At 56.7% G+C, this 26,014-nt stretch carries 25 protein-coding genes and 3 pseudogenes; 17 read left to right on the top strand and 11 right to left on the bottom strand.

The annotated features are described in order from the left end of the window. The first annotated feature begins 1 nt into the window (after position 1). The 11 genes and pseudogenes from ACM1ZW_RS20315 to ACM1ZW_RS20265 form a co-directional block, all read left to right on the top strand. Entirely contained in the window at positions 2-703 is a 702-nt protein-coding gene (locus tag ACM1ZW_RS20315) for a VIT1/CCC1 transporter family protein (protein WP_017337841.1), read from the top strand. A gap of 342 nt (positions 704-1,045) precedes the next feature. Continuing rightward, entirely contained in the window at positions 1,046-1,441 is a 396-nt protein-coding gene (locus ACM1ZW_RS20310; RefSeq protein ID WP_416739178.1) for a hypothetical protein, read from the top strand. Positions 1,442-1,542: 101 nt separating this feature from the next. Then, the gene (locus tag ACM1ZW_RS20305; RefSeq protein WP_416739177.1) at positions 1,543-1,980 is read left to right on the top strand and encodes a hypothetical protein; all 438 of its coding nucleotides are present in this window, start codon (positions 1,543-1,545) and stop codon (positions 1,978-1,980) included. A 119-nt stretch (positions 1,981-2,099) separates the two neighbouring features. After that, the gene (locus tag ACM1ZW_RS20300) at positions 2,100-2,351 is read left to right on the top strand and encodes a DUF2933 domain-containing protein (protein WP_416739176.1); all 252 of its coding nucleotides are present in this window, start codon (positions 2,100-2,102) and stop codon (positions 2,349-2,351) included. Between the two features lie 36 nt (positions 2,352-2,387). Then, the gene (locus tag ACM1ZW_RS20295; RefSeq protein WP_416740827.1) at positions 2,388-4,709 is read left to right on the top strand and encodes a heavy metal translocating P-type ATPase; all 2,322 of its coding nucleotides are present in this window, start codon (positions 2,388-2,390) and stop codon (positions 4,707-4,709) included. 114 nt (positions 4,710-4,823) lie between these two features. Next, a complete protein-coding gene (locus ACM1ZW_RS20290; protein ID WP_414884561.1) occupies positions 4,824-5,096 on the top strand; it encodes a heavy-metal-associated domain-containing protein in 273 nt (90 codons plus the stop codon). A gap of 267 nt (positions 5,097-5,363) precedes the next feature. Continuing rightward, on the top strand, positions 5,364-7,220 hold the full coding sequence (locus ACM1ZW_RS20285; RefSeq protein ID WP_414884562.1) for a copper resistance system multicopper oxidase: 1,857 nt from the start codon (positions 5,364-5,366) through the stop codon (positions 7,218-7,220). 72 nt (positions 7,221-7,292) lie between these two features. Further along, on the top strand, positions 7,293-8,162 hold the full coding sequence (locus ACM1ZW_RS20280) for a copper resistance protein B (RefSeq protein ID WP_416740826.1): 870 nt from the start codon (positions 7,293-7,295) through the stop codon (positions 8,160-8,162). 77 nt (positions 8,163-8,239) lie between these two features. After that, entirely contained in the window at positions 8,240-8,626 is a 387-nt protein-coding gene (gene copC, locus ACM1ZW_RS20275; protein ID WP_416739175.1) for a copper homeostasis periplasmic binding protein CopC, read from the top strand. 3 nt (positions 8,627-8,629) lie between these two features. After that, positions 8,630-9,568 (top strand): copper homeostasis membrane protein CopD, encoded by a 939-nt coding sequence (gene copD / locus ACM1ZW_RS20270; protein WP_416739174.1) that lies wholly within the window; start codon positions 8,630-8,632, stop codon positions 9,566-9,568. Between the two features lie 106 nt (positions 9,569-9,674). Continuing rightward, positions 9,675-9,841 (top strand): annotated as a pseudogene (locus tag ACM1ZW_RS20265) (winged helix-turn-helix domain-containing protein); the annotation flags it as partial. Positions 9,842-9,849: 8 nt separating this feature from the next. Here the strand turns inward: ACM1ZW_RS20265 and ACM1ZW_RS20260 are convergent. Beyond that, complete coding sequence (locus ACM1ZW_RS20260; RefSeq protein ID WP_416739173.1) at positions 9,850-10,443, bottom strand: iron transporter; 594 nt, start codon at positions 10,441-10,443, stop codon at positions 9,850-9,852. A gap of 527 nt (positions 10,444-10,970) precedes the next feature. Here ACM1ZW_RS20260 and ACM1ZW_RS20255 point away from each other — a divergent pair. From ACM1ZW_RS20255 to ACM1ZW_RS20245, 3 genes are read left to right on the top strand one after another with little or no spacing between them, the layout of a single operon-like run. Further along, positions 10,971-12,050 (top strand): ArsO family NAD(P)H-dependent flavin-containing monooxygenase, encoded by a 1,080-nt coding sequence (locus tag ACM1ZW_RS20255; RefSeq protein ID WP_416739172.1) that lies wholly within the window; start codon positions 10,971-10,973, stop codon positions 12,048-12,050. A gap of 26 nt (positions 12,051-12,076) precedes the next feature. Beyond that, complete coding sequence (locus ACM1ZW_RS20250) at positions 12,077-13,114, top strand: permease (protein ID WP_416739171.1); 1,038 nt, start codon at positions 12,077-12,079, stop codon at positions 13,112-13,114. A gap of 19 nt (positions 13,115-13,133) precedes the next feature. Beyond that, on the top strand, positions 13,134-13,370 hold the full coding sequence (locus tag ACM1ZW_RS20245) for a thioredoxin family protein (protein ID WP_017337836.1): 237 nt from the start codon (positions 13,134-13,136) through the stop codon (positions 13,368-13,370). A gap of 582 nt (positions 13,371-13,952) precedes the next feature. Here ACM1ZW_RS20245 and ACM1ZW_RS20240 read toward each other — a convergent pair. The 3 genes from ACM1ZW_RS20240 to ACM1ZW_RS20230 all read right to left on the bottom strand — a co-directional run bounded on the left by ACM1ZW_RS20240 (position 13,953) and on the right by ACM1ZW_RS20230 (position 16,325). After that, a complete protein-coding gene (locus ACM1ZW_RS20240; RefSeq protein ID WP_416739170.1) occupies positions 13,953-15,089 on the bottom strand; it encodes a nickel/cobalt efflux protein RcnA in 1,137 nt (378 codons plus the stop codon). A 7-nt stretch (positions 15,090-15,096) separates the two neighbouring features. After that, positions 15,097-15,396 (bottom strand): metal-sensing transcriptional repressor, encoded by a 300-nt coding sequence (locus ACM1ZW_RS20235; RefSeq protein ID WP_017337834.1) that lies wholly within the window; start codon positions 15,394-15,396, stop codon positions 15,097-15,099. 149 nt (positions 15,397-15,545) lie between these two features. Next, the gene (locus ACM1ZW_RS20230) at positions 15,546-16,325 is read right to left on the bottom strand and encodes a phage antirepressor KilAC domain-containing protein (protein WP_416739169.1); all 780 of its coding nucleotides are present in this window, start codon (positions 16,323-16,325) and stop codon (positions 15,546-15,548) included. A 190-nt stretch (positions 16,326-16,515) separates the two neighbouring features. Here ACM1ZW_RS20230 and ACM1ZW_RS20225 point away from each other — a divergent pair. Further along, positions 16,516-16,998: pseudogene (locus tag ACM1ZW_RS20225) on the top strand (integrase); the annotation flags it as partial. Positions 16,999-17,488: 490 nt separating this feature from the next. Here the strand turns inward: ACM1ZW_RS20225 and ACM1ZW_RS20220 are convergent. After that, a complete protein-coding gene (locus tag ACM1ZW_RS20220; RefSeq protein ID WP_416739168.1) occupies positions 17,489-17,833 on the bottom strand; it encodes a hypothetical protein in 345 nt (114 codons plus the stop codon). A 208-nt stretch (positions 17,834-18,041) separates the two neighbouring features. Between ACM1ZW_RS20220 and ACM1ZW_RS20215 the strand changes: the two genes are divergently transcribed. After that, positions 18,042-18,275, top strand: coding sequence for a DUF6555 family protein (locus tag ACM1ZW_RS20215; protein ID WP_416740825.1), 234 nt, complete (start codon positions 18,042-18,044; stop codon positions 18,273-18,275). Beyond that, a complete protein-coding gene (locus ACM1ZW_RS20210) occupies positions 18,272-18,415 on the top strand; it encodes a hypothetical protein (protein ID WP_416739167.1) in 144 nt (47 codons plus the stop codon). The genes ACM1ZW_RS20215 and ACM1ZW_RS20210 overlap by 4 nt, the downstream gene beginning before the upstream one ends. Before the next feature lie 210 nt (positions 18,416-18,625). Here the strand turns inward: ACM1ZW_RS20210 and ACM1ZW_RS20205 are convergent, their stop codons facing one another. From ACM1ZW_RS20205 to ACM1ZW_RS20180, 6 genes and pseudogenes are all read right to left on the bottom strand, one after another. Next, complete coding sequence (locus ACM1ZW_RS20205; RefSeq protein ID WP_172792176.1) at positions 18,626-19,006, bottom strand: histone-like nucleoid-structuring protein, MvaT/MvaU family; 381 nt, start codon at positions 19,004-19,006, stop codon at positions 18,626-18,628. A gap of 414 nt (positions 19,007-19,420) precedes the next feature. Further along, positions 19,421-19,738 (bottom strand): hypothetical protein, encoded by a 318-nt coding sequence (locus tag ACM1ZW_RS20200; protein ID WP_416739166.1) that lies wholly within the window; start codon positions 19,736-19,738, stop codon positions 19,421-19,423. Positions 19,739-19,864: 126 nt separating this feature from the next. Continuing rightward, positions 19,865-20,080, bottom strand: a pseudogene (locus ACM1ZW_RS20195) (heat-shock protein HtpX); the annotation flags it as partial. Continuing rightward, on the bottom strand, positions 20,077-23,235 hold the full coding sequence (locus tag ACM1ZW_RS20190; protein ID WP_416739165.1) for an efflux RND transporter permease subunit: 3,159 nt from the start codon (positions 23,233-23,235) through the stop codon (positions 20,077-20,079). The gene ACM1ZW_RS20190 and the pseudogene ACM1ZW_RS20195, both read right to left, overlap by 4 nt. Further along, a complete protein-coding gene (locus tag ACM1ZW_RS20185; RefSeq protein WP_416739164.1) occupies positions 23,232-24,716 on the bottom strand; it encodes an efflux RND transporter periplasmic adaptor subunit in 1,485 nt (494 codons plus the stop codon). The genes ACM1ZW_RS20190 and ACM1ZW_RS20185 overlap by 4 nt, the downstream gene beginning before the upstream one ends. Further along, entirely contained in the window at positions 24,713-25,969 is a 1,257-nt protein-coding gene (locus tag ACM1ZW_RS20180) for a TolC family protein (protein ID WP_416739163.1), read from the bottom strand. Before ACM1ZW_RS20180 ends, ACM1ZW_RS20185 begins: the two co-directional genes overlap by 4 nt. Positions 25,970-26,014: the final 45 nt, after the last annotated feature.

Below are 26,014 nucleotides of genomic sequence, written 5' to 3'. Positions count from 1 at the left end.
AATGAAATTCATGCACAGGCACACCGAGGCACACAGAAGCGATCGTATCGGCTGGCTGCGCGCCGCTGTCCTGGGTGCCAACGATGGGATTGTCTCTACCGCCAGCCTGCTGATCGGCGTCGCTGCCGCCAACGCCAGCCATGCCACGTTGCTGGTCACCGGAATGGCGGGGCTGATGGCCGGGGCCATGTCCATGGCCGCTGGCGAGTACATTTCCGTGCACTCCCAGGCCGATACCGAGCGGGCCGATCTGTCCCGCGAACGGGCAGAATTGGCAAGCGACCCGAAAGCCGAACACCTTGAACTTGCGAACATCTATATGCATCGCGGCGTATCACCTGAACTGGCGCATCAGGTGGCCGATCAATTGATGGCCCACGACGCGCTGGGCTCTCACGCCCGGGACGAACTGGGCATCAGCGCCACCCTCACCGCCAAACCCTTGCAGGCTGCCCTCGCCTCGGCCGCCAGTTTTGTGGTGGGCGCCGCATTGCCACTGGCGGTGACGCTTGTTGCTCCGGAGCACAGCGTGGTGCCCTGGATATCGGGCATGTCATTGGTGTTTCTCGGGATATTGGGTGCCATTGCTGCCAGGGCCGGCGGGGCCAAGGTCATGACCGGAGCCTGGCGGGTGACCCTCTGGGGTGCGCTGGCCATGGGCATGACGGCGCTGGTGGGATCGCTGTTCGGAGCAGTGGTTTAGTAAGGCGCACGCTCTCGAAACGCAAACGGAGGGCTTGGAGGTTGTTGGTTCTTGCCGATCTGCGCCCCCCCCTCTTGCTCAGCCTTTCCAGAAACTACGTGCGACCGAACAGCCGGCGAGGACGGCCTGTATCCAAAAAAGCTGAGTGTAGTTTTGCCGAGATAAATCGACTCGGAGGGAATGCACTCACGGAATCATGACCACAGCAACACCTGCTTGCCGAGCAACAGCCTTGCTGCCCAAGCCTACCGAAAAACCACTTACCTGATTGAAGTCAACTCTGCGACTGCCTGGATGGCTACACTGGAAATATGAGGGACTAACAAGCCCGTGGAGCACGTCATGTATTGGTTCCGTCATCACTACCGCAATCTTTTGCGACTCACCCTAGGGGTGTGGGTGTTGGCTGTGATCGTGACGGTATTTCACGGCTGCCTGGTGCAGCCGCAGCACAGCCTGAGTACAACGCACGAGATGCCTTCCACGCTGCAACAGGTGGATGAACATGCGCTGCATGCCAGCGGCTGCCTTAAGCATTGTGCCGATGCAGCAAAGGCGATCAGTCCCACATCGCAGATACCGACACTGGATCTCGCCAGTTTAGCGCTTGCGTTGCTGCTACCTGCGATGATGCTGCTTAACTCCGCTCAAACAATAACCTTCGCTGCACTCGCACTGAAGCGCCCCGCCCCATCGGGGCCACCCGCCCGCCTTATATTCGTCCGCTTCAACGATTAATTCGCCTTTCAGGGCGGCCACACCGTGGCCGCTCTGCTTCATTGCGCCGATTCGGCGCGGCTTAGTAGTTCCTACCTATCTCTAAATACCCGGAGTTCACCATGCAAACACAATTGAAACTGGTTCTTGCCGCCATTTTGGCCAGCAGCGTCTTCATGGCTTCTGCCGAAGATGAGCATCACCCAGCCGACGCACCTGCCAGCGCAACGGCTGCCAGCGCACCGTCCGAGTCGGCGATGAATAAAGCGATGAGTGAGCAAATGCAGAAAATGCAGGCCGCTCATGACAAAGCCGCCGCTGCGAAGACGCCAGCCGAACGGCAAGCCGCTATGCAAGAGGGCATGAAAACGATGAAGGACAGCTTGACCATGATGAGTAAGCAGCAAGGGGCTGCTGGTTGTACGGGCATGGGGATGGGCTCAGGCATGGGGATGTCTGGCTCCAAGGACGGTATGGGCATGGGTAAAGGAATGATGGAGATGATGATGAAAATGATGGATCAACAGTCGTCGATGATGGACATGCCGATGGAGAAGTGATGATCGATATCCACCAAGGATTGCGACGCTGGCAATGCAAAGGCGTTGTCGCCGTGGCCAGCATGGCTTGGGCGACAACGCCGTACTGCTAGATAGCACTCCCTCAGGAGTACAAAGCAATGATGAACTCACCACATTCAGCTAACACCTCTCCAGCATTCTGGAGGAGCAAACCCGGCGTAGCGCTGGGCATGCTGTTGGTGATCGCGCTGTTTTATCTGGCCAGAGAACACTACGGCCATATGTTGGGCCTACTGCCTTACATGATTTTGCTGTTGTGCCCGCTGATGCATTTTTTTGGGCACCACCACGGCGGACACCGTCATCACGGCGAAGGCTCAGACTCAACCAAGGATGCGAACAGGAATTAGCCCATGCACGCTCCTGAGCTTCGTCAAGACGACCCAATGCACAAGCCTGCACCTCAAGCCACCGGCTCCCATGACCCGGTATGTGGCATGACCGTCAGTAACGAAAGCCAATTCAGTACGCAATATAAGGGGCAAACCTACCGGTTCTGCAGCCAGAAATGCCAAACGACCTTCAGTGCAGAGCCCGAGCGCTACCGAATATCTCCGACTGAAATTGAACACGTCCATCAGGCACCAGCAGAACCGTTGTCCGTTGACACTGAATACACCTGCCCCATGCATCCGGAGATTCGCCAGATGGGCCCCGGCGTCTGTCCTAAGTGCGGCATGACCTTGGAGCCGGTGATTCCCGAGTTGGAGGAAGAAGAGAACCCTGAACTCAAGAACTTCACCCAACGCTTCTGGTGGACATTGCCACTGACAATAATCGTCACCGTTCTGGCCATGGGCGGCCATGCCTTGGTGCTGTTTCATGGCCCCACGCAAAACTGGATCGAGCTGGGACTGGCCGCACCCGTGGTGCTTTGGGCTGGCTGGCCATTTTATATTCGCGGCGTACGCTCGGTGATTCAGCGCAGTCCGAACATGTGGACACTGATCAGCCTCGGCACGGCAGCGGCCTTCATTTACAGCGTCGTCGCCACCCTCACCCCCAGCGCCTTCCCTGGCAACTTCATGATGGAAGGCCGTATCGGCGTGTACTTCGAGGCAGCGGCTGTGATCATCTCACTGACCCTGCTCGGCCAGATGCTCGAACTCAAAGCTCGCTCGCAAACCTCGTCGGCCATCAAGTCGCTGCTTGGACTGGCCCCCAAAACTGCACGACGGATCAATGCCGACGGCACGGAAGAAGACATCCTCCTGACGCACGTACACAGCGGCGACACGTTACGTGTGCGACCAGGCGAAAAAGTGCCTGTCGACGGTCAGGTGCTGCAAGGCGAAAGCGCTGTGGACGAGTCGATGCTCACTGGCGAACCGATACCGGTCATGAAAAGGGCCGGCGACGCGCTGATCGGCGCCACTCTCAACATCCACGGCAGCCTGGTAATGCAGGCGCAGAAGATAGGATCGGCCACCCTGCTCGCACAGATAGTGCAGATGGTTGTTCAGGCCCAACGCTCAAAGGCTCCGATGCAACGCCTGGCTGATGTTATCGCCGGTTACTTCGTGATCGTGGTGATAACCATCGCGGCACTGACTTTCCTGGGGTGGGGGCTATGGGGGCCTGAGCCAAGCTGGGTTTTTGGCCTGATCAACGCTGTCGCAGTGATGATCATCGCCTGTCCCTGCGCCCTTGGCCTGGCGACACCCATGTCGATCATGGTCGCCACCGGCAAGGCCGCTGGCAGCGGCGTCTTGTTCCGTGATGCCGCTGCCATCGAAAATCTTCGCAATATAGACACCTTGATTGTCGACAAGACGGGCACCCTCACTGAAGGGCGGCCAGCATTCCACAGCGTCGAGGCTGTACCCGGATTTACTCAGGATGAAGTGCTGCGCCTGGCCGCCAGTCTCGATCAGGGAAGCGAGCACCCGTTGGCCCGCGCCATCGTCGATCAGGCACGCGCCGCAGGTCTGACACTGAGCCCACCCGAAACCTTCGAGTCGGCTTCCGGTATTGGAGTAAGCGGTCAAGTCGAGGGCCGTCGCCTGAAGCTGGGCAATACGGCGTTGATGCAAGAGGCTGGCGTCACCACCGAGCGCTTGCAAACGGAGGCAGAGAAGCTACGCAGCGATGGCACGAGCATCATGTACTTAGCGGTCAATGGCGCCTTGGCAGGCCTGCTGGCTGTAGCCGACCCCATCAAACCCACCTCGAAACTGGCAGTCGAGCGCCTGCAGGCGGATGGCGTCAAGGTCATCATGGCCACTGGCGACGGCCTCACCACTGCGCGGTCGGTCGCTCTGCGGCTGGGTATCGAGGAGGTACATGGAGAGGTCAAACCGCAAGACAAAGAACGCCTGGTCGCGTCTCTGCAACGAGCCGGATACCGCGTGGCGATGGCTGGCGACGGCATTAATGATGCCCCCGCGCTGGCTCGCGCTGATGTCGGAATCGCCATGGGCACTGGCACTGACGTGGCGATGAACAGCGCTCAGGTTACCCTGGTCAAAGGCGATCTCCTCGGTATCCTGCGTGCACGCAGCCTGTCAGTAGCAACGGTGAGAAACATGCACCAGAACCTGACATTCGCCTTCCTTTACAACGCCATGGGCATCCCGTTGGCAGCCGGCTTGCTCTACCCGCTTACCGATCACCTTCTGTCACCGCTAATTGCCGCGCTGGCCATGAGCGTGAGCTCGGCGTCGGTGGTATTCAACGCGTTACGCCTGCGCCAGGCTTCCATTGATTGAGTGATAACGGCCGCTTGACCTTGCCATGGCAGCAAGGTTGAAGATAAGGCTACATCGCAGAAAAGCCGAATGCCTCAGCCTTTGCATGATGCATTTTGTTATGAGGAGTCACCGATGAAAACCGTTGAACTGCAAGTCCAAGGCATGAGCTGTGGCTCATGTGTCAAACACGTCACCGAAGCGCTGCGCCCACTTGAAGGCGTCAGTGACATAGCAGTGGATCTACAAGCCGGACGGGTGAAGGTCAGCGGCGATTCGGACAGCCTTGCACTGCTTGCAGCCCTGCAGGACGCTGGCTATCCAGCACAGCTGGCGACAATGGAAAGCGTAGCGAGCAAGAAAGCCTCAGGTTGTGGCGGGAACGGCGGCGGTTGCTGCTGTCGGTAAGCGCTATTTTTAAACGGCAATTGACGATTACGTTAGGGCTGGCCAGACACGGCCTATCACAACAAGACAAACCTATCGGTGCTGCTCAATCGCAGCGTTGCCAAATTGCCGTTGCCTACCTGACGGAAATGTAATCACGTGCCGCCTGAGGATGTGACATCTTGCTCGCAAATTGGCGACTGGCACCGACTCTCTGAAGCGAGCCATGGCCGTACTGTGGCAGCGGTTCCGTATCTGCCTGGACTCCGACTGACTGGATACCCCTCCATGCATTCCAGAACATCAAGACGCACTTTCGTGAAAGCCTTGGCGGCAGGCGGGGTACTCGCAGGCTTTGGGCTGTGGCGCAGCCCGGTGTGGGCAATTACCAGTCAGGGGCAGCCGAATGTGCTCGCCGGCACTGATTTCGATCTAACTATCGGTGAGATGGAGGTGAATTTCACGGGCACGCCCCGCACCGCCATGACCATCAACGGCAGCCTCCCTGGCCCGATACTGCGCTGGCGCGAGGGCGATACGGTGACGTTGCGGGTCAGGAATCGGCTCAAGGAAGACACCTCGATCCATTGGCACGGCATCATTCTGCCGGTGAACATGGACGGTGTACCGGGTCTGAGCTTTCACGGCATCGAACCGGGTGGCCTGTACGTTTATTCGTTCAAGGTCAAACAGAACGGCACCTACTGGTATCACAGTCATTCCGGGTTCCAGGAGCAGATCGGCGTCTACGGCCCCCTGGTCATCGATGCAAAGGATCCCGAACCCTTCAGCTATGACCGCGACTATGTGGTGATGCTGTCCGACTGGACGGATGAAGACCCAGCGCGGGTCATGAAGAAACTCAAGAAACAATCCAGTTACTACAACCTGCACAAGCGCACCGTCGGCGACTTCATTGATGACGTCAGCAAGAACGGTTGGTCTGCCACCGTCGCGGATCGGAAAATGTGGGCTGAAATGAAAATGAACCCCACCGATCTTGCCGACGTTAGCGGCGCCACCTACACCTACTTGCTCAACGGACAGGCTCCCGACAGCAACTGGACAGGCATTTTCAAGCCCGGCGAACGGCTGCGCCTGAGGTTCATCAACGGCTCGGCGATGAGCTACTTTGACGTGCGTATTCCTGGGCTGAAAATGACTGTGGTCGCCGCAGACGGGCAGTACGTGAAACCGGTGAGCGTCGATGAGTTCCGCATCGCCGTGGCCGAAACCTTTGATGTGATCGTCGAACCCACCGAAAATGCATACACCTTGTTCGCCCAGTCGATGGATCGAACCGGTTTCGCAAGAGGTACGCTGGCTGTACATGAAGGGCTCTCGGCCCCTGTGCCCCCCCTGGATCCACGTCCGTTGATCACGATGAGCGACATGGGCATGGGGGATATGGCCGGCATGGATCATGGCGATATGACCCAGGACTCGATGCAAGGCATGGAGGGTATGGATCACAGCCAACTGGCGGCCGGCGACGACAACGGCATGCAGGCTATGACGGGCATGGACGGTGGATCTATGCAGAGCATGGATCACAGTCAGACGCCAGGCTCGGCAGACACGTCGGGGCACTCGATGCCGGGCATGAGCGGCATGGGCCCGATGGAGCCCCACCCGGCCTCGGAAACGAACAACCCTCTGGTCGACATGCAGGCGATGAGCCCCACGCCGAAACTCAACGATCCTGGCATGGGACTGAGAAACAACGGTCGCCGGGTACTGACCTACTCAGACCTGAAGAGCACCTTCCAGGATCCCGATGGCCGGGAACCCAGCCGCACCATCACCCTGCACCTGACCGGACACATGGAAAAGTTCTCGTGGTCTTTTGACGGCGTCAAATTCGCGGATGCCGAGCCACTACATCTCAAATATGGAGAGCGCATCCGAGTGGTTCTAGTCAATGACACCATGATGATGCATCCCATTCATCTGCATGGCATGTGGAGTGACCTGGAGGATGAAAACGGTGACTTCATGGTTCGCAAGCACACCATCGACATGCCGCCCGGTACTAAACGCAGCTACCGTGTGACCGCCGATGCCCTGGGGCGATGGGCATACCACTGCCACCTGATGTACCACATGGAAATGGGCATGTTCCGCGAAGTCCGTGTACAAGAGTAGGAGCCAGACATGAACTTCGATAGAACCGCTAAACCGCTACTCGCCGGCCTGGCCATCCTCGGGATGGGTGTCATGCCGCTTGCTTATGGGCAGACCGAGCCAATGCAAGGTATGGACGGCAAGCAGATGCAGGATATGGATCATTCCCAAATGCAGGGTATGGATCACTCCCAGATGCAGGGCATGGATGACAGTCAGATGCAGGGTATGAAACCCGCAGCGCCCCAGCAAAGCCGCACACCCATTCCGGCGCTGACCGATGCCGATCGCGCGGCGGTGTTTGAAAGCCATGCCGGCCACCAGATGCACGACAGCTCCATCAACTCATTTTTCCTGATCGATCAACTCGAATGGCAAGACGCTGACGAGGGCAGTGCATTACGTTGGGAAGCCAACGGCTGGATTGGCGGCGACACGGATCGCCTCTGGTTGCGTACCGAAGGCGAGCGAACCAATGGCGTGACCGAAAGCGCTGAGCTTCAGGCACTCTGGGGACACGCCGTGAGTCCCTGGTGGGACGTGGTCAGCGGAGTGCGACAAGACTTCAAACCTGGTGCACCCCAGACATGGGCGGCGCTGGGGCTGCAAGGCATGGCGCTCTACGACTTCGAAACTCAAGCCACCGCTTACCTGGGCGAGGCCGGCCAGACCGCGCTGCGACTCAAGGGCGACTACGACATCCTGCTGACCAACCGTTTGATTCTGCAACCCACGGCTGAAATCAACCTCTATGGCAAAAACGATCCACAACGGGCCACAGGCTCCGGGCTGTCGGACACCGAGGTCGGCCTGAGACTGCGGTATGAAATACGCCGCGAGTTCGCACCTTACATCGGCGTGACCTGGAACCGCTCCTACGGCAAAACGGCGGATTACCGCCTTGAAGAAGGCGAAGACCAGAGCGATACGCGCTTTGTCGTCGGTGTGCGAATGTGGTTCTAAACCTGACCGATAGATACGCCCCACATCCATTCGAACAATAAACCCCCACCCACGGCCCAGGCCGTCAGGAGCCTTGCATGTCATCTTTTAAAGCCCTCGGTGTTGCAGCGGCACTCAGCATCGGTTTGTTGTTGAGCGCTGCCGCTCAGGCGCATCCAAAACTACTGTCCTCTACCCCGGCCGATGGCGCCACGGTAGCTGCACCGGCAAAAATTGAACTGAATTTCTCGGAAAAGCTCACCACCCAGTTTTCCGGCGCGAAATTGATCATGACCGAAATGCCGGGCATGGCCGCCCACTCCCCCATGGGTGTCAAAGCGAGTGTCGCGGGTAGCGCCGATCCGAAAATGATGGTTATCACCCCGGCAGCGCCGCTCGTACCTGGCACATATAAGGTTGAGTGGAGGGCGGTTTCTTCCGATACCCACCCGATCACAGGCACCGTGACCTTTAAAGTCAAGTGATCCATGGACGACTCAATCTACATTAGCCTTCGCTTCGCGCTCTATATCGACCTGATGCTGCTCTTCGGGCTGGCACTGTTTGGCCTGTACAGTCTCAAAGGAAAAGAACGCGCAGACGGTGCCGTGTTGAATTTTGGGTCGTTACTGGGGGGAACTGCCCTTACCGGCATATTGCTATCGATGGCGGCCATGCTCCACATGGCCAAGACGATGAGCGGTATGTCCAGCGTCATGGAACTGCATCACCACATCCTGCAGATGATGCTGATGGACACTGACGTCGGGTTGACCTGGATGGCCCGAATAGCCTCGTTGACGGTGGCGGTCATCGCCGCGACTCTCACTCGACGAGCCCCAGCATTGAGCCTCTGGCTGGTCACATTGTGTGGGGCCATCGCCCTCGCGACGCTGGCCTGGACAGGACATGGCGCTATGGATGAAGGTAGTCGACGCTACCTGCATTTCACCAGCGATATTGTCCATCTTCTGGGTGCAGGCAGCTGGTTGGGCGCTCTCGCTGCATTCGCGCTGTTATTGCGCTCAACCCACCTCACAGGCGATCTGCAGATACGGTTGCTGGCTCGAACGCTGACGGGTTTCGAATCAGCGGGGACGCTTATCGTCGCAACCCTGGCTATCACCGGGATCGTCAACTATCTGATGGTTGTCGGGCCAGCATTCGAGACGCTGACATCCAGCACGTACGGAGCCCTGCTGTCTTTGAAGGTCTTCTTGTTTGCGGGGATGCTGGTATTTGCGGCGGTGAACCGCTTTCACCTGAGCCCGCTGCTTGAGCGATCCATTCAGGCAGATACTCACATCGTCGCCATCAACGCTTTACGGCGCAGCATGATTCTAGAGCTCTCGGTCGCAGTGATCATTATGGGCCTGGTTGCCTGGCTCGGCACACTCAGCCCAGAGATGGAGATGTCCGCTGAGTAACCCTTGAAGTGAATGCGGGCAGTGCTTTGCAATGTTCTAAGTTGAGCCGGTGCGCCCGCGCGGAGTCGGCCGTAGAAATTACATCAGCTTGTATTGGGGCATCGGTGTTCTTCCGAAATCACTCATTGCATCACAGGTTTGGCATATCCACCTTGAGAGTGGCACCAATGGCATCGAAGTTGCCGTGCGTAGCGAGCGAAAATTGATGACAGTTTTGAATACAAATTGATTCACACGTCACGCGGCATGGGTCACGTGATCGACGTATCGTAGATCAAATGCTAGTTTGCTGCCGAGACGGGTTCTGATACCTCGACAAGTACTCCGTCCTTCAATTTGAAGTGAAAGTGGGCGCTTACCGGTTTCGACCACAGGTCTTTGTCCTTCATTTCACGAGCGAATGTTGGAACACCAACCGTGACCGTGGCGGCGTAAACACCATCGCCAGCCAAGGGACTGTTTTCAGAGTAATGCAAACCACTGCCGCCCCACATTGGTGGTAGAACCGTATCTATGCTCTTTCCATTTGCTTTGTTCATCGCAGTGAAGGTAACTGTGGAGTACGGGAGTCGCGTCTTGGTTGCGTTGTCCGTCACCTTGATTTCGAGGTGATACCGCTCGTTCTTTGCGGGAACATGTTCACTCCACTGAGCAGGCGTTCCCATCTGCATCCACATAGCTTCGGCGCCCTCAAGCTCCAACTGGATTGTCAGCCCGTCGTTGATGGCTCTGCCTATTAGCACTGCGCTTTCCGTTGGATCTTTCGGTGAAGTGAGCGTCTTGATCTGCGGCTCTGCCGCTTGTGCAAGGCATGTGGCAACTGGCAGTGCGATTGCGGATCCTAAAGCGAACAGCAACTTTTGGGTGTTTGTCATTTCAAGTGCTCCTGGCTGAGTGAAGCTTTCGCGGATGCAATTTCCAACGCCAATCAGATCTCACTGTCGTTTCCACCAATCAGGTTTGCAATAGCGTCAATGGCTAAGCTCATCTGCAGGCCCTTGAATAACTACGTTGGTACTTCACTCTAGCCCATAGATCACCTACCGCCGGCTAGCTGTCAGAAATGTAATATTTCACACAGCGAATCAACTCTGCTCTCGCATAGTCTTGCGAATGCCGACTTCTGGCCCAGGCTCTGTAAAAACGCGGGCACCGTCTTGAAGACTGCGTAGCTAAGTAAAATCTGTCAGCGCGTATTTAGTCAGCAAACGACAAATTTTTCGTAGAAACGCGTTTTTTAGATAAATCCTGGCAGTCAAACCTGCTCTAAAATGCTTTTTTCAGCACCTCGGCCTATTTCCGTCGGCCAAACAGAATCCTCAACCTATGAGCTAGATCAGTTGGGTTCAAACCTGGGTCGCTATACTGGCTACCGCCCCAGCATCGACTCAAGGTTTTTCCCATGACTCTTTCGCCCAGTGACCAACGAGATGTAGTGATTATCGGTGGGGGGCAGTCAGCCTTGGCGGTAGCGTATTTCCTGCGCCGAACTCAACTTTCGTTCGTTATCCTCGACGCAGAGGAAGAGCCCGGTGGTGCCTGGCGGCATGGCTGGAATTCGCTGCGCTTGTTCTCTCCGGCCACCTGGAGTTCGATACCAGGCTGGATGATGCCGCCCGCCCAAGAAGGCTATCCAACGCGAAATCATGTAATCGACTATCTCAACCAATATGAGCAGCGCTACCAGTTTCCGGTGGAGCGCCCGGTTCGGGTCGTTTCTGTGGAACGCTTAGAGTCTGGCTTGCGAGTACGTTCTGACGGCAAGTATTGGGATGCCAAGGTTGTAATCAGCGCCACCGGCACCTGGAGCAATCCGTATATCCCTCACTACCCTGATGCCGAGTTGTTCGCCGGTCGGCAATTGCATTCCGCGAACTATGTCGATGCACAAGCCTTTGCTGGCAAGAAGGTTTTGGTGGTGGGTGGCGGCAATTCAGGAGCGCAGATTTTGGCAGAAGTATCCAAGGTCGCCGAGACCACTTGGGTAACCCCTGCCGAACCGGTGTTTTTGCCTGACGAAGTGGATGGACGAGTACTGTTCGAGCGCGCCACCCAGCGCTTGAAGGCCCAGCAGGAGGGGCGTGTCATTGACCAGCCCGTCGGCGGGTTGGGGGACATTGTCATGGTGCCACCAGTTGCAGAAGCCCGTGAGCGGGATGCTCTCAAGTCTGTACGCCCCTTTGCACGCTTCACTCGCGATGGTGTGATGTGGCCCGATGGATCTGAATCCGCAGTGGATGTGGTGATCTGGTGTACCGGGTTCAGGCCCGCACTTCAGCATCTTGATTCGTTGGGGGTGATCGACACTGAAGGTCGTGTTGAGGTGGACGGCACTCACTCGATCCAGGAACCAAGACTATGGCTGGTGGGCTATGGCGAGTGGACAGGTTCGGCTTCCGCCACACTGATCGGTGTAACGCGCACAGCACGCAGCACAGTCAATGAGATCGCGACCTATCTTGGCGATCCGTCCGTGGCCTAGTGCCCTACATCCCAGGAGTAGAGGACATGAATGAAACGATCATGCGCTGGCCGGAGCGCAATCCCCGCCTGTTTTTAGCGGTAGCAGCGCTTGTCTGGTTCGGATTGTATGAAGCCCTGATACCTGTTTCAGAGGCTTTGGTCGCAGCGCTTCCTGTTGATCGCAACAGCCACTTGGGAGGTGCCTTACAGTTTTTTTTCTACGATACGCCCAAGGTGCTGATGCTGCTGACCGGCATCGTGTTCTTGATGGGCATGATCAATTCCCACTTCACGCCTGAACGCACCCGCGCAATGTTGGCAGGGCGAAGCGAGGGCATGGCCAATGTCATGGCGGCCACTCTCGGTGTGTTTACCCCATTTTGCTCGTGCTCAGCCGTTCCTCTGTTTATAGGTTTTGTTCAAGCTGGAGTGCCCCTGGGGGTGACTTTCTCATTCCTCATTTCTGCACCCATGGTGAACGAGGTAGCGCTGACACTGTTGCTTGGCCTGTTCGGCTGGAAAGTTGCATTGCTGTACCTCAGCCTGGGGTTGTTTATTGCGATTGTTGCCGGCTGGGTCATTGGGCGTCTGAAAATGGAGGCCTATCTGGAAGACTGGGTCCGTGATATGCCCAAGATCCAGGCAACCGCCGGGGACACGAGTATGCCGCTGTATGAGCGGATAAATGCCGGGTTCAGCAGCGTGCGTGAAATCGTCGGAAAAGTGTGGCCTTACATCCTTGCCGGTATTGCCATTGGCGCAGGCATTCACGGGTATGTGCCTGAGGATTTCATGGCCAGCTTCATGGGCAAGGAAGCCTGGTGGTCAGTTCCGCTCGCGGTTCTTATCGGCATCCCCATGTATACCAATGCGGCAGGCATCATCCCCATTGTGCAGGCACTGCTCGCAAAGGGCGCAGCGCTGGGCACTGTGCTGGCCTTTATGATGAGTGTCATCGCTCTATCCCTTCCGGAAATGGTGATCTTGCGCAAGGTGTTGAAAGTGCGCCTGATAGCCACCTTCATTGGGGTCGTCGCCGTCGGCATTCTCATCGTTGGTTACGTCTTCAACTTCGCTTTGTAATCCACCTACCGAGGTTTTTATGAAAGACATCAAGGTTCTGGGCACCGGTTGTGCAAAATGTAAATCGACAGTAGCCATCATCGAACAGGTGGCGAGTGCGAAAGGCGTCCCCGTTAAGCTGGAAAAAATCGAAGACATGCAACAGATCGTCGGCTACGGAGTGATGTCCACGCCCAGCGTCGTGATTGATGGAAAAGTCGTTCACTCAGGGGGCATCCCGAGCCGTGAGAAGGTTGAAGAATGGCTCAGCGCTTGAGACAAAGGCCTCTGCACACCCAACCAGACTCGGTGGTGAGAGACCTGACTGCCCTTCTCCGACAATGACGCGGCGTTTCTTTCGACGGCAGCCGCTGCGGCAGCTCTGGCGAGGGTGCCTATAGAAACCCTCAACAGCCAGTGCTTTTGCATCAGCCTTGATAAAGACGTCCTCTACGAAACTCTGGAGTCGACGCTCTCGGGCAGCCAGGTTTGTTTGAGCTTGCGCAGCAACGCTGCCCTCATCTATTCGCAGCCCATCCAGTCTTCATCGCACCAGCCCACCTGCATCGTATGGCGCAGGTAGTGCGCGCGGTCGAAGCAGTTGTTTCACTCCGAGCTTACCGTGAGGAAGTGCTGGCTCACTCTCCTGCTATCGCACGACATGATCCGGGTGGGGTCAAGGGAGTGTTCTTTGGGGATGACTTTCATGTCACTGAGAACAATTTCGGCCTGATTGAGATCAACACCAATGCTGGTGGGGCAATGCTCAATGCCGTGTTGTCACGAGCGCAGCAATCGCTCAATGGAGCGCCAGGAACAGCCCCAGGTAGCTGGAGCGTTCAAACACCCACGCGTCACCTTATGCGTTCAGGCCAATCCAGCCATGAACGCCCACGTAAAGGCCAACACCGATGATCAGTACGCTGGACAGGTAAGGTGCACGACGAGCCACGGTGCCCAACCACGGCCAACGGTTGGAAGCCTGTTTAGCACCAATAGCTGCCGCAGCACCGACAGTGACCAAGGTGATCGCCAAACCGATGCTGAAGCACAAGACGAGCATGCCTCCCAGTGCCACCTCTTTAACCTGAAGGCATAGCAACAGCACGGTGATGGCCGCCGGACACGGAATCAGGCCACCCGTCAGACCGAACATGACGATTTGGCCGGTGGTGACTTCGCGGTTGGTGAAGCGTTTACGGATATCGTTGGCATGAGCACGTTCATGCGCATCCTGATAGCCATCAATCGACAGCTCCAGACCTTCCAGTTCGGAATGCGCGTGCCCGTGATCATGCTCCTGGTACTCCAGGTCGTAATCATGGGAGTGACCTGCATGCCCAAGACTCAACCGCGCACTGAACTCATGAGGCTCTGGAATATCGACCGCCGACTCCAGGAAACCTTCGCGCTCGACGAATGAAAACGTTTGAGTGCTGCCGTCTGGACGGGTAGTGGTCAGACGAACGTCTGAAGCAAGCCATGCATGCCCGGTCAATGCCTTCAAGCGCCAGTGCGGTGGCATGCCCTCTTCAAAGATCGACAGTTCGATGCGGCCATGGCCGGTATCGATGCGATGGGTTTCATCGTGATGACCATGGTCATGCTCGCCGTGATGGTGATCATCCTCTTGCTCGAACTTGAACATCTGCTCGCCACGCCAGGTTCGCCACAGCATCCAAAATGCAATCACAATGATCAGCGCGGAAGACGCAAGCTGGAAGTAAGGCTCAGTGGTTTGAGCATCCAGGCCTTTGCCCAGGTACATGCCACCGATGGCGACCAACCACACCACTGCGGTGTGCGACAGCGTCGCGGCCAAACCCAATAAAACGGCCTGTTTGACCGAGCCCCGGATGGCGACGATGAAGGCCGCCATCATGGTTTTTGAATGGCCCGGTTCCAGGCCATGCAAAGCACCGAGCAGGATGGCGCTCGGGAAATACAGCCAGGCGTGTGAACCGCCCTGTTGCAAGAGTTCAGCAAAGTTGGGCATGTCAGACCTAGAGGTACTTGGTGATTTGCTTGAAGGCTTCCAGTGGCGCGCGCTCGCCATTGTTCAATGCCGAGACGGTGTCCTCCAGGCAGTGATCGATGTGATCCTGAATGAGTGTGCGCTTGGCTTGGCATACCGCTTTTTCAACTGCATGCAGCTGCTGGGCGATGTCCACGCACTGACGCCCCTCTTCGATCATGGTGATGATGCCGCGTAAATGGCCGTCCGCCCGTTTGAGGCGTTTGATGATCGCCTCATGACTTTGGTGAGTGTGGGGATGGTTGTGTTCGTGATCGTGCTCACTCATGACTTGAGCCTCAGGCCTCAATAAATTACGCCGGCATCCTATCCCCCCTAGGGGGATCTGGTCAAACACATGAAAGCCCTATAAAACGAATTGAAACCCGAACGCCATGTTCAGCAGAACACTGACAACGACAGTGGTAATCGCGCTTGTTATCGCCATGTTTGTGGCCTGGGCCGGGCATACCTATACCTTGTCAGTGACGTCGAAACAGCCAGCCTGCGAGATTGCGCAAGACGCCCATCACGCCCATGAACAGCAAGCCGAAATGTCGGGTGCGGGCTGCTCGGATCAGCGAGCGTGACCATGCCCGAACGGGTGACCATGACTTGCTCGACGACCTTGATGTCCTGCCCTTCCCCACCGCCGACCTTGACCAGCTTGTGCTTGAGCCAGCCGGTGTTCAGGCGCGGTTGGTACGCAACCCAGCTCGAACGAGCGGTACGGCGATGAATCCAGCGGTTCTGGTTCAGCCAGGCGAATAGATTGGTTGGGCGAATGCCGAGAAGCTGGGCGGCCGTGGTGATGCAAACGTCGCCTTGTGATTTGGCCAAGCGCTGCAGTGCTTCGACTTTCGGCGCTTGCTTGGCGATGACCTGCTGAAGCTGGAGATTCTCTTCGGCTTGCAAGGCGGCGAACCGCAGAGCCTCGGGAAGAATTTGCGGGATCGTGACAACCTGTCGTGACACGTTTTCTAGTTCGTGCAAACGTGTCACGACACGGTATCGAAGTGGCGCGCTGTACCCGGAAAGCAGCGTGATGACCAGATCCTGACCCAGCACGTACTCGGTCTGCTGACGGTTCAGGCCATCGAGATAGATGCGTCCAAAAGTGGACGCATCGAAACCAAGGTCGCCGAGCATGCGTTTCGTGTCGCGCATGACGTGCTGATGCTGCTTGCCGGTGAGATCAGCAATCTCCCGGCTCGACATGGTGACCGTATTGCTTGGAGCGACGATCGTGTTCTTAATGGCTCCACTGTGTTGTACAAGTTGTTGAAAAAGCCGCCCTGCCAGGCGGTTTTTTTATGTCTGGGATTCAGGCAGCCTACAGCGATTCGCGCAGAACCTGCAGCGCGTCGATTGCTTCAAGAATTGCTTTCTCGCCCTGGGCTTTTTCGTGCTGGCCCTGATCACCGCGCAACGCCGAACCGACATCCTTGATATGCGCTTTCGGGAGGGATTCCTGTACGTCGTGCAGAAGAAGACGGCCAAGGCCAGTGACGCGGCATGGATTCGCTTTCGGGTGACGCCGGAACTCCAAGCAGTCATCAGTCGGTGCCGTGACGATGTTGTCTCGCCGTACCTAGTGCACCGCAAGCCCGATCGCCTGAAACAGAGACAGGCACAGACCAAGGACCACTGGACGAAGGTTGAAGAGCGATATTTGACTCGAGCGTTCAAGGAAGCCCGGGAGGCGGCGGAATGCTACAAGGGATGGAAGGAAGAAGAGATGCCGGGCTTCCACGAAGTGCGAGCGCTGTCGCTGTATCTCTACAAGAAAGCCGGAAAGGATGGGCAGAAAATTGCGGGGCATGCGAGCGAGGGCATGACCAAAAACTACCAGCGAGACCACGAGGAAATCATCTGGTCCGAGGCCATGTGAGTTAGCAGCGGATTTGGCACCGACCAGGACCTTGCAAGAGATTCCGAGCTGACCGCTAGAAGCCGCGGCCGACGGATCTTTCGAGGGTTCAGCGTCACTCAATCGGTGCCAACTACCTGCAAAATGGTTTGTCACCAAAACAGCCAGAAGTCGGGTGAATTTGCGGTCTGTTTGGCACTGCGGTTTGGGCCCAAAAACGTCGAATTTGGAGGTATAGGTCAGGCTCTCGGACGCGATGGTTTGATTCCAAATCGGCCCCTGGGCCTTGTGATCAAAGGGTCTTCAGAAGGCCCACAGCCCGTCAGCAATCAATTCGAATAGATGCGCCCTCCCCGCGCTCTGTTCCGTTTCCCTAGCGCACAATCGGAAGTCCGGCCTAAAGGTGCTTCCGTTTGTCTTCAAAGGCACGGCCCGCGTGACGTACAGCCTGTTTCGCGGATGTTGGATGGTGACCTTTAAGAACGAAGAATCGGAACTGAGCTTCCAGGGTTTAGCGCCGCGGAGCCGGTGAGGAAAAACGCCCTAATCGCCCGGAAACAGGGTTTTTGGCAAGGCTATCTGACATGCGAAAAAGCTGAGAAAGAAGATAAATATCAAACAGGATTGGTGCCAAAGACAGCGCGAAAAAGGGCCAAAAACGGCGTGAACTCACACACTCCTGCCAAGTCACGATACCCAGTCGATCCATTTCATCGGCCTGCCGCAATAGTTCGTCATGGTAGGCATCCGGACAGTCCATCCGCATCGAGCAGACTTCTATCGCTCGGTGCCAGCGATCATAGACGCGAAGCTTGGCTTCCTGGTCGGGAGAGAAAAGGCTTTTACAGGGGTTCATGGCGATGATCTCTTCGACTTGTTTTGCCAGTTGAACCTGCTAATTTGGAGACAGCCCATGAAAGCCGACCAGAGGACAAACCGGAGCCTTGGAGAGTCGCTTTATATGTGGGAAGGACGGCACAACAGAAAAACCAAAACACGTAATTTTTTTGGAATTTTTCATCAGCGCATTGCTTCTTTGCATATGAGCAAAAGATCTGTAAGTCATTGAGTACCGGCTTCATGGGAAGCCAAAATCGTTTGTTATTCGCTCGCCAAAAATGCGCAACGTGGATGCTTGGCATTGGGCATGTTGCGACGCGGACCTTGCGCCTATTCCCAAACCAGGGAAGGCACCGCTCCAGGTGTTCAGCAAGCCTATGGCTGGAAGGTTCGGAGCGACGGATGTGAGATGGCGCGAGATCACCAAAGTGGATTGGACGGAGGCCGTTACAACATGAATCAGGAGACGACGCCGCCGGTGGTATCGAAGGGCGATGATGAACTGGCTCACAACGCTGACCTCTTTCTCGAAGCAGACCGGCTGGAGGTGCATGCCTACAGCCTACTTGATGGCAATCCGACCCGGCCAATATCGTGAAAATACCGTCTCCAGCACCTCTATATAATCGCTCTATAATTCCCTATAAATCCTGCTTGCGGTGCAACTCTGCCCTGCTTGCCTGACTATCAGTTCTTCCTGAGCGTTCAGACATAGAAATCGAGGCTACTGGGAGCCTCCGCAGTCATTCCAGGCCGTTTTCGGACAAGAAAAAAGGTCCCACAGGGCATTCGGTCACAGTCGCGTTCTTTACTTTTTGAGCCACGACTCGACCGTCGCAGATCCGTGTTCAGACTTCCACTGCTTCAAAATCTTGTGGTTACCACCTTTTGTTTCAACGCGCTCACCCGTTTTTGGATGTTCATAGATTTTCACCTCGCGCGCTCTCCGAGTCCCAGCTTTCGGAGCATCAGCGGCAGTGCCAGCGCCAGCACCCCGACGTGCGCTTTTTGGGTCCAAAAGGTTAACGACGTCCTTGAGACTGAAGCCATATTTCGCAAGTAAATCGCGAAGCTTCGTTTCAAATTCAATTTCTTTTTTCAGTCCGGCGTCACCCTTCAATGCTTCAAGGGCCTCTAACTGCTCGGCCAAATGTTTTTCTAACTGACGATATTCTGCAAGTTTGGACATGTAATGCTCCTCAGGTCGAATGGTCACTGCTAGTCAAGTTTGCTTTCGCGCGACGTGAAAGCTGGTCCAGCCAAGTGGTAAAGGTAATCTAGCAGATCTTGCGCGGCTCATTACTGCATCTATCCTGAGCACCGCCCGATACCGGAGACTGCGCTCTGAACAAACAAAGGCAAAATGGAAACCCGCAAGTCGTTTTCAGTTGATGTTATGTAAATGACTGTGGCGAGATTGGAAAATTCCCATCCGACCATTCTATGCGAGCGAACCGCTTGACTGGTTTCGGCCATTGCCCTTGACGATCTACAGCTTTTTCACTGCTTTGCTTGGTACTCAAAAATGCATCAATAATGTTTTGACGGGCCCTGTCGCAACTGCTGGTTGAAACGAGAATTGAAGGCGATGCGAGCAAAGTAGTTAAACAGATTCAATCGAAACCAGTTCGAAGTACTTAAACTTGCGCTTCTTCGCTTCCGCTTTCGCTTCCTGCTCAGCAATGAGGCTACTCAGCGTGCTTGCCTCGTAAACAAACATCTCAGCTTTGCCCTCAAATTCCGCCGTTACACGAAGCGTCACCTTCAATTTCGAAGAGCGAGAAGTCGGAGCCGGCCGGGCTTTCGAGACATGCTGTTGATCTGACGTAACTCGCAAATCAGGAGCTTCCGGTACGGCATCATTGTTCGTCGTGCCGAAAAGCGCTTGGCGCATTTCTTCTTCGCTCAGATTCTCGTTCATGCAGGTGTCTCGTGTGCTCTTGTTGGTTGATCAGTATTGAATGGCTAAGAACTCAGTATCGACCGCAGCGCTTCAGGAGCAACAGATGGATCGGATTCATTGGGCGAATTCTAACTTAATCGCTGCTGCGACGTGAGCGATGGTCACAGTTCGCTTCGTAGTATCGATAGCCTTGATCGTTCCATCGGCGGTGGCGACTGGAGCCTGCGTTGTTTCCTGCTTCATCTGCATGCCCTCCATACCGTCCATACCGTCCACTTTCATGCCCGGCATGTCCTCTGCTTGCGCTGAAATTGACAGTGCAATAATAGTGCTGGTAAATGCAATCAGGGTCAGCTTCATACGACTTTTCCTTGAGGGTTGATGGGTTCAACTCTGAGGTGCCGTCGCCGCATCAGGCGATAGGCCGCCGGGATGACAAACAGGGACAGCAAGGGCGCCGTGATCATGCCGCCAACCATGGGCGCAGCGATGCGGCTCATCACTTCGCTGCCGGTACCGCTGCCCAACAAGATGGGTAACAGGCCAGCAATGATGACGGCCACGGTCATGGCCTTGGGTCGAACACGCTGCACGGCGCCTTCACGAATCGCCGAAACCAGACCGCGCTCAGTGCTGTCGCCGAGGTCTTCACGTTCGGCCCAGGCATTTTTCAGGTAGAGCAGCATGATCACACCGAACTCGGCTGACACACCGGCCAAGGCGATGAAGCCGACCCCGGTGGCGACCGACAGATTGAATCCCAACAGATAGAGGAACCATGCCCCACCCGTGAGAGCGAATGGCAGCGTGGCCATGATCAACAATGCCTCATCAAAGCGGGCGAACGTCAGATAGAGCAACACGAAGATGATCAACAGCGTGGCAGGCACCACCAGTTTGAGTCGTGCGTTGGCCCGTTCCAGAAACTCGAATTGCCCTGAATAACTCAGGCTCATGCCGGGCTGCAACTTGACCTGCTCGTTGACGACCCGGCGTAGATCGGCGACTACCGAGGCAATGTCCCGGCCACGCACGTCGATGTAAACCCAACCAGAGGGTCGTGCGTTCTCGCTTTTGAGCATCGGCGGGCCGTCGCTGACCTTGACCTTCGCCACAGTTCCGAGGGTGATCTGGCTCCCTAACGGGGTGTAGATCGGCAATTGCTCCAAGGCGCCGAGCGAGTCACGCCACTCCCGTGGGTAACGCACGTTGATCGGGAAACGAGCGAGCCCTTCAATGGTCTCCCCGACGTTCTCACCGCCGATAGCACCGGCCACGATGGATTGCACATCGGCGATATTCAGTCCGTAGCGGGCGGCGGCTTTGCGGTCGATATCCACGTCGATATAGCGGCCACCGGTCAGCCGCTCGGCCAGAGCCGAACTGACACCGGGTACGCCCTTGGCCACTCGCTCGACCGCCTGAGTCGCGGCATCAATCTCCGTCAGGTTGGTGCCGGCAACTTTCACCCCAATAGGACTCTTGATCCCCGTAGCCAGCATGTCGATTCGGTTGCGAATCGGTGGTATCCAGATATTGGTCAGCCCAGGAACTCGCACCACTCGATCCAGCTCTTCCACCAACTTTTCCTGGGTCATGCCTGGGCGCCATTGCTCGTGCGGCTTGAACTGGATGGTGGTTTCGAACATCTCCAGCGGTGCGGGGTCGGTGGCGGTTTCAGCGCGCCCCGCTTTACCGAAGACGTGTTCGACCTCAGGCACAGTCTTGATCAGACGGTCAGTCTGTTGCAGCAGTTGCGCCGCTTTCTGTGCCGACAGCCCTGGCAGAGCGGAAGGCATATAGAGCAGGTCGCCTTCGTCCAACGGGGGGAGAAACTCGCCACCCAAGCGAGACATTGGCCATAGCGCACTGGCAAAAACCACTAGCGCCACCAGCAGCGTGATCTTTGGTCGACGCAAGACTGCATCCAGGGCTGGCTGATAGATCCGAATCAACCACCGGTTCAACGGGTTCTGATGTTCACTGGGAATTCGTCCTCGAATCCAGTAGCCCATCAGCACCGGCACCAAGGTCACTGACAATCCCGCCGCTGCGGCCATGGCGTAGGTCTTGGTGAAAGCCAAAGGGCCGAACAACCGTCCTTCCTGAGCTTCCAGCGTGAACACCGGAATGAACGACAGGGTGATGATCAACAGACAGAAGAACAGCGCCGGGCCTACCTCTGCCGCCGCTTCGGTCATTACATGCCAATGATGTTCACCCTTCAGTTCTTCCCCCGGATTGGCCACGTGCCAAGCCTCAATTTTCTTGTGGGCGTTCTCGATCATCACCACGGAGGCATCGACCATGGCGCCGATGGCGATGGCTATCCCGCCCAAGGACATGATGTTGGCGTTGATGCCCTGGTAGCGCATGACGATGAAGGCAATCAACACACCAACAGGCAAGGAGATGATCGCCACCAGGGATGAGCGCAGGTGCCAGAGGAAGATCCCACACACCAACGCGACGACGATGAACTCTTCGATCAGCTTGTGGCTGAGATTTTCCACGGCACGGTCGATCAGCTTGCTGCGGTCGTAGGTGGTGACGATTTCCACTCCGGCCGGCAGACTGCTTTTCAGTTCGTCGAGTTTGGTCTTGACCGCCGCAATGGTCTCGCGAGCGTTCTTGCCACTGCGCAAAATCACTACGCCGCCGACGGTCTCGCCTTCGCCGTCGAGTTCAGTAATGCCACGCCGCATTTCAGGTCCCAACTGAATCGTGGCGACATCGCCAAGGGTTACCGGCACTCCTCCCGAAGCCAGCTTGAGCGGGATCGCCCGAAAGTCATTGAGCGTCTTAAGGTAACCGGAAGCACGCACGATAAACTCGGTCTCTGCCATCTCCAGCACCGCGCCACCAGTTTCCTGATTGGCCTTGCCAATAGCTTCGGTCACCTCAGCCTGAGTGATACCGAGGCTGGCTAGTTTGAGGGGATCAAGCTGGACCTGGTACTGCTTGACCATGCCACCCACGGTGGCCACTTCCGCAACGTTGGGCAGGGTCTTGAGTTCGAACTTGAGGAACCAGTCCTGAAGTGCGCGAAGCTGTGCCAAATCGTGTCCGCCACTGCGATCCACCAGTGCGTACTGATAGATCCAACCTACGCCCGTGGCATCCGGTCCCAACGCCGGTTTGGCGCTGGCCGGCAACCGACTTTGTATCTGGCTTAAGTATTCCAACACCCGCGAGCGCGCCCAGTACAGGTCAGTCCCGTCTTCGAACAGCACATAAACGAAGCTGTCGCCGAAGAAGGAATAGCCACGCACGGTCTTGGCTCCCGGTACTGAGAGCATGGTGGTGGCCAACGGATAGGTCACCTGGTTCTCGACAATCTGCGGCGCTTGTCCCGGATAAGGGGTGCGGATGATCACCTGGACATCCGAGAGATCTGGTAGCGCATCGATGGGCGTGCTCTGCACCGACCAAATGCCCCAAGCCGTGACAAACAGCGTCGCCAGCAGCACCAGGAATCGGTTGGCCACTGACCAACGAATCAGGGCAGCGATCATGGCTGGCTCCCCGATTTATCCAGGCGCTCAACACGCAAACCATCATCGGTCTGACTCACCGCAATCCGAACCTTATCGCCCGTTTTGAGGCCCTGCATCAGCGCCGGACTAGCGAGTGGGAACGTCATCGTCATACCAGGCATGCCCAGCGTCTTGAAGGGACCATGGGCAAGCGTGACTTCTTTGTCGTTGATCTCAACGATCTGCCCATCCGCTTCATGAAAGCTGGAGGCTGCTGCGCTGGGCGGTGACTCTTCCTCCGAGCTTGCAACAATGCCCTTTAGACTGGCCTCCGAGTCAAGCAAGAACTGGCCAGAGGTAACCACCTTCTGGCCTTCTTCCAGACCTTTCAATATCGCTGTCTTGCCATCGCTTTCCTGCCCGAGTTGCACTTCAACAGGGCGGTAGCGACCCGCGTCTGCGGCGAGCATCACCAGAGCACGTCGGCCCGTGCGCATCACCGCTTCGCTCGGCACCCACAACACACTTTGCTCGGTCGAGCGGTTCAGGCGTACCTGCGCCGTCAAACCCGGTCTGAGGCGCCCGTCCGGATTGGGTAGTTCCACCCGCACGCGAAGGGTGCGGCTGTCTGGATTGGTCTCGGGCAGAATCGCGCTGACCTTGCCATTGAGCATTGTCCCTGGAAAAGCTGGCAGACGCGCTTCGACTGCCTGTCCCACGGTGATCGATCCGGCATCCGATTCTGGTACGGCCACCGCGAGCCAGACACTACTCAAGCCATTGACGCGTGCCAGGGTGTCGCCGTTCGCCACGGTCATCCCCGTGCGTACGCTCAACTCTTGCAGTACACCGGCAATAGGGCTGGTGAGCGTCAGGTACGGCTGCACCTTTCCGCCACGTTCTACCTGAGCAATCAGTGCTGCCGGCATTCCAGTGAGCCGCAGTCGCTGGCGGGCCGCAGCCAACAGGTCAGCATCCCCGTTGCGCTGCATTGCAAGAAACTCTGTCTGCGCAGCTGCCCACTCTGGCACCAGGATATCCGCCAACGCCGCGTTGGCTTTGAGCACATCACCAGGGGCATGGGCGTAAACCCGCTCCACAAAGCCGGCTGTGCGTGCCTGAATCACAGCAACATCACGTTCGTTGAATCCCAGCACACCTGTCACGTCGAGGCTGGAATCAAAGATCGCACGGCTGACTGTCGCAAAACGCAGGCCGAGATTTTGGGTCAGACTTGGATCGATGCTGACAGTCGCTTGGTCCCCTGCGCCGCTGGCGTACTGCGGGACCAGTTGCATGTCCATGAAGGGTGACTTACCCGGCTTATCGAACTTTTGCTGCGGGTACATGGGGTCGTACCAATAGAGCGCTTTGCGTTCGCCCGTTGAATTGAGGCTCTGCTCCGAGGCGGTATTGGGTACTCCGCTCATGCGTTGATGTGCGAACCAGTAACCACCCACAACACCTAATGCCATCGAGATGCCAACCAGCAATGCCCCGTTCCCTTTTTTAAGTCTCATTGGCTGGACTCCCCATAAGCAAAATACAGCCGCGCACTGGTCAGCGCTCGCTGCTCTTCCACGTCGATCTGTTTGAGGCGGGCCTCTATGAGTTCACGTCGGGCGGCAACAACGGCGTTTAAATCGCCTTTGCCCGAGCGATAACTTGCCATGCTGAGTTCGACCTTTTCCTTGGCCAGCGGCAACAGGCTTTCCTGGTTGCGGCGCACAGCACGATTCAGGCGCTCATAGTCAGCCAGTTCGTTTTCCAGTTGCTGGGTGTGCTCGCGAGACAGGGCTTCGCGCTCGGCCTCAAGCTGACTGAGTTCAGCCTGTTTGGCTGCAATTTTGGGGTTTTGGCGCGAGTCAGGAAACAGCGGCAGGTCCCAGGAAAATTGCACGCTGACCATATCGCCAAACTCACGGCCACGGCGCTGGTAATCCAGTTCCCAGCTCCAGTCTGACTGCTTCTCCGACACCGCTTCATTAACTTTGGCTTGCGCTTGACGGGTCATCGGCGCAAACGCGACCAACTCGGGATGGTGTTGCAGTTTATGGGAGTAGCTTGAGGTCTCGACAGGCCATTCAGGCAAGCTGCCCACAAGCTTGTCGTTGGCGGCGGAACCAATCCAGCGTTTGAGGGCCGCTCGGGCCCTTGCTCTTTGGAGTATCAGATCGTCCTGTTGCTCCGCCAGTTGAACGGCTTCCTGCTTGGGTGTCACCGCATCAGCAGGTTGAGCGCGACCACCGGCAATCTGGGCCCGGACGATATCGGTCAGCAGACGATTTTCTTTGTAGAAGTCCTGGAACAGCGCATCTTTGCGCTCAACCGAGTAGCTGCTGATCCAGGCCAAAGCCGTGGACTGGCGTACCTTCAGAAGTTCGACTCGACGCTCCGCAGCGGCGCGATCAACGGCCGCATCGGCAACCTCAATCCGCGCTTTGCGCTTGTCGCTGTTCGGCATCTCCTGCCTGACCCCGACCATTTGCATGGTCATGAAGTCCTGGTCGATGCTCCAGCGATCCGGACCGCCAATGGGGTAGTTCTGAACACCAAGTAGCAGTTTGGGGTCAGGTAGCTCACCAGCTGGAATAGCCGCGCTGCTGGCAGCCTGAATTTTCGCGTCTTGTGCGGTCAGGGACGGCGCATTGTTTTCGGCCAGCCGCAACGCTTCATCGAGTGTCAATGCGGCAGCGAAGCTCGGCAATGCCAGTACGCTTGCCGCCAGACCGGCCACGAGGGACCAACCTGTGCAATAGCACTTGGAGTTCATGTTTACGATTCCTGTGAAGATCCACTGCTCGCGTCAAAAGACATG

The sequence above is a fragment of the Pseudomonas sp. NFX71 genome (assembly GCF_048079215.1).
GTDB lineage: Bacteria > Pseudomonadota > Gammaproteobacteria > Pseudomonadales > Pseudomonadaceae > Aquipseudomonas > Aquipseudomonas fluorescens_B.
This window is presented reverse-complemented; position numbering and strand designations above follow the sequence as displayed.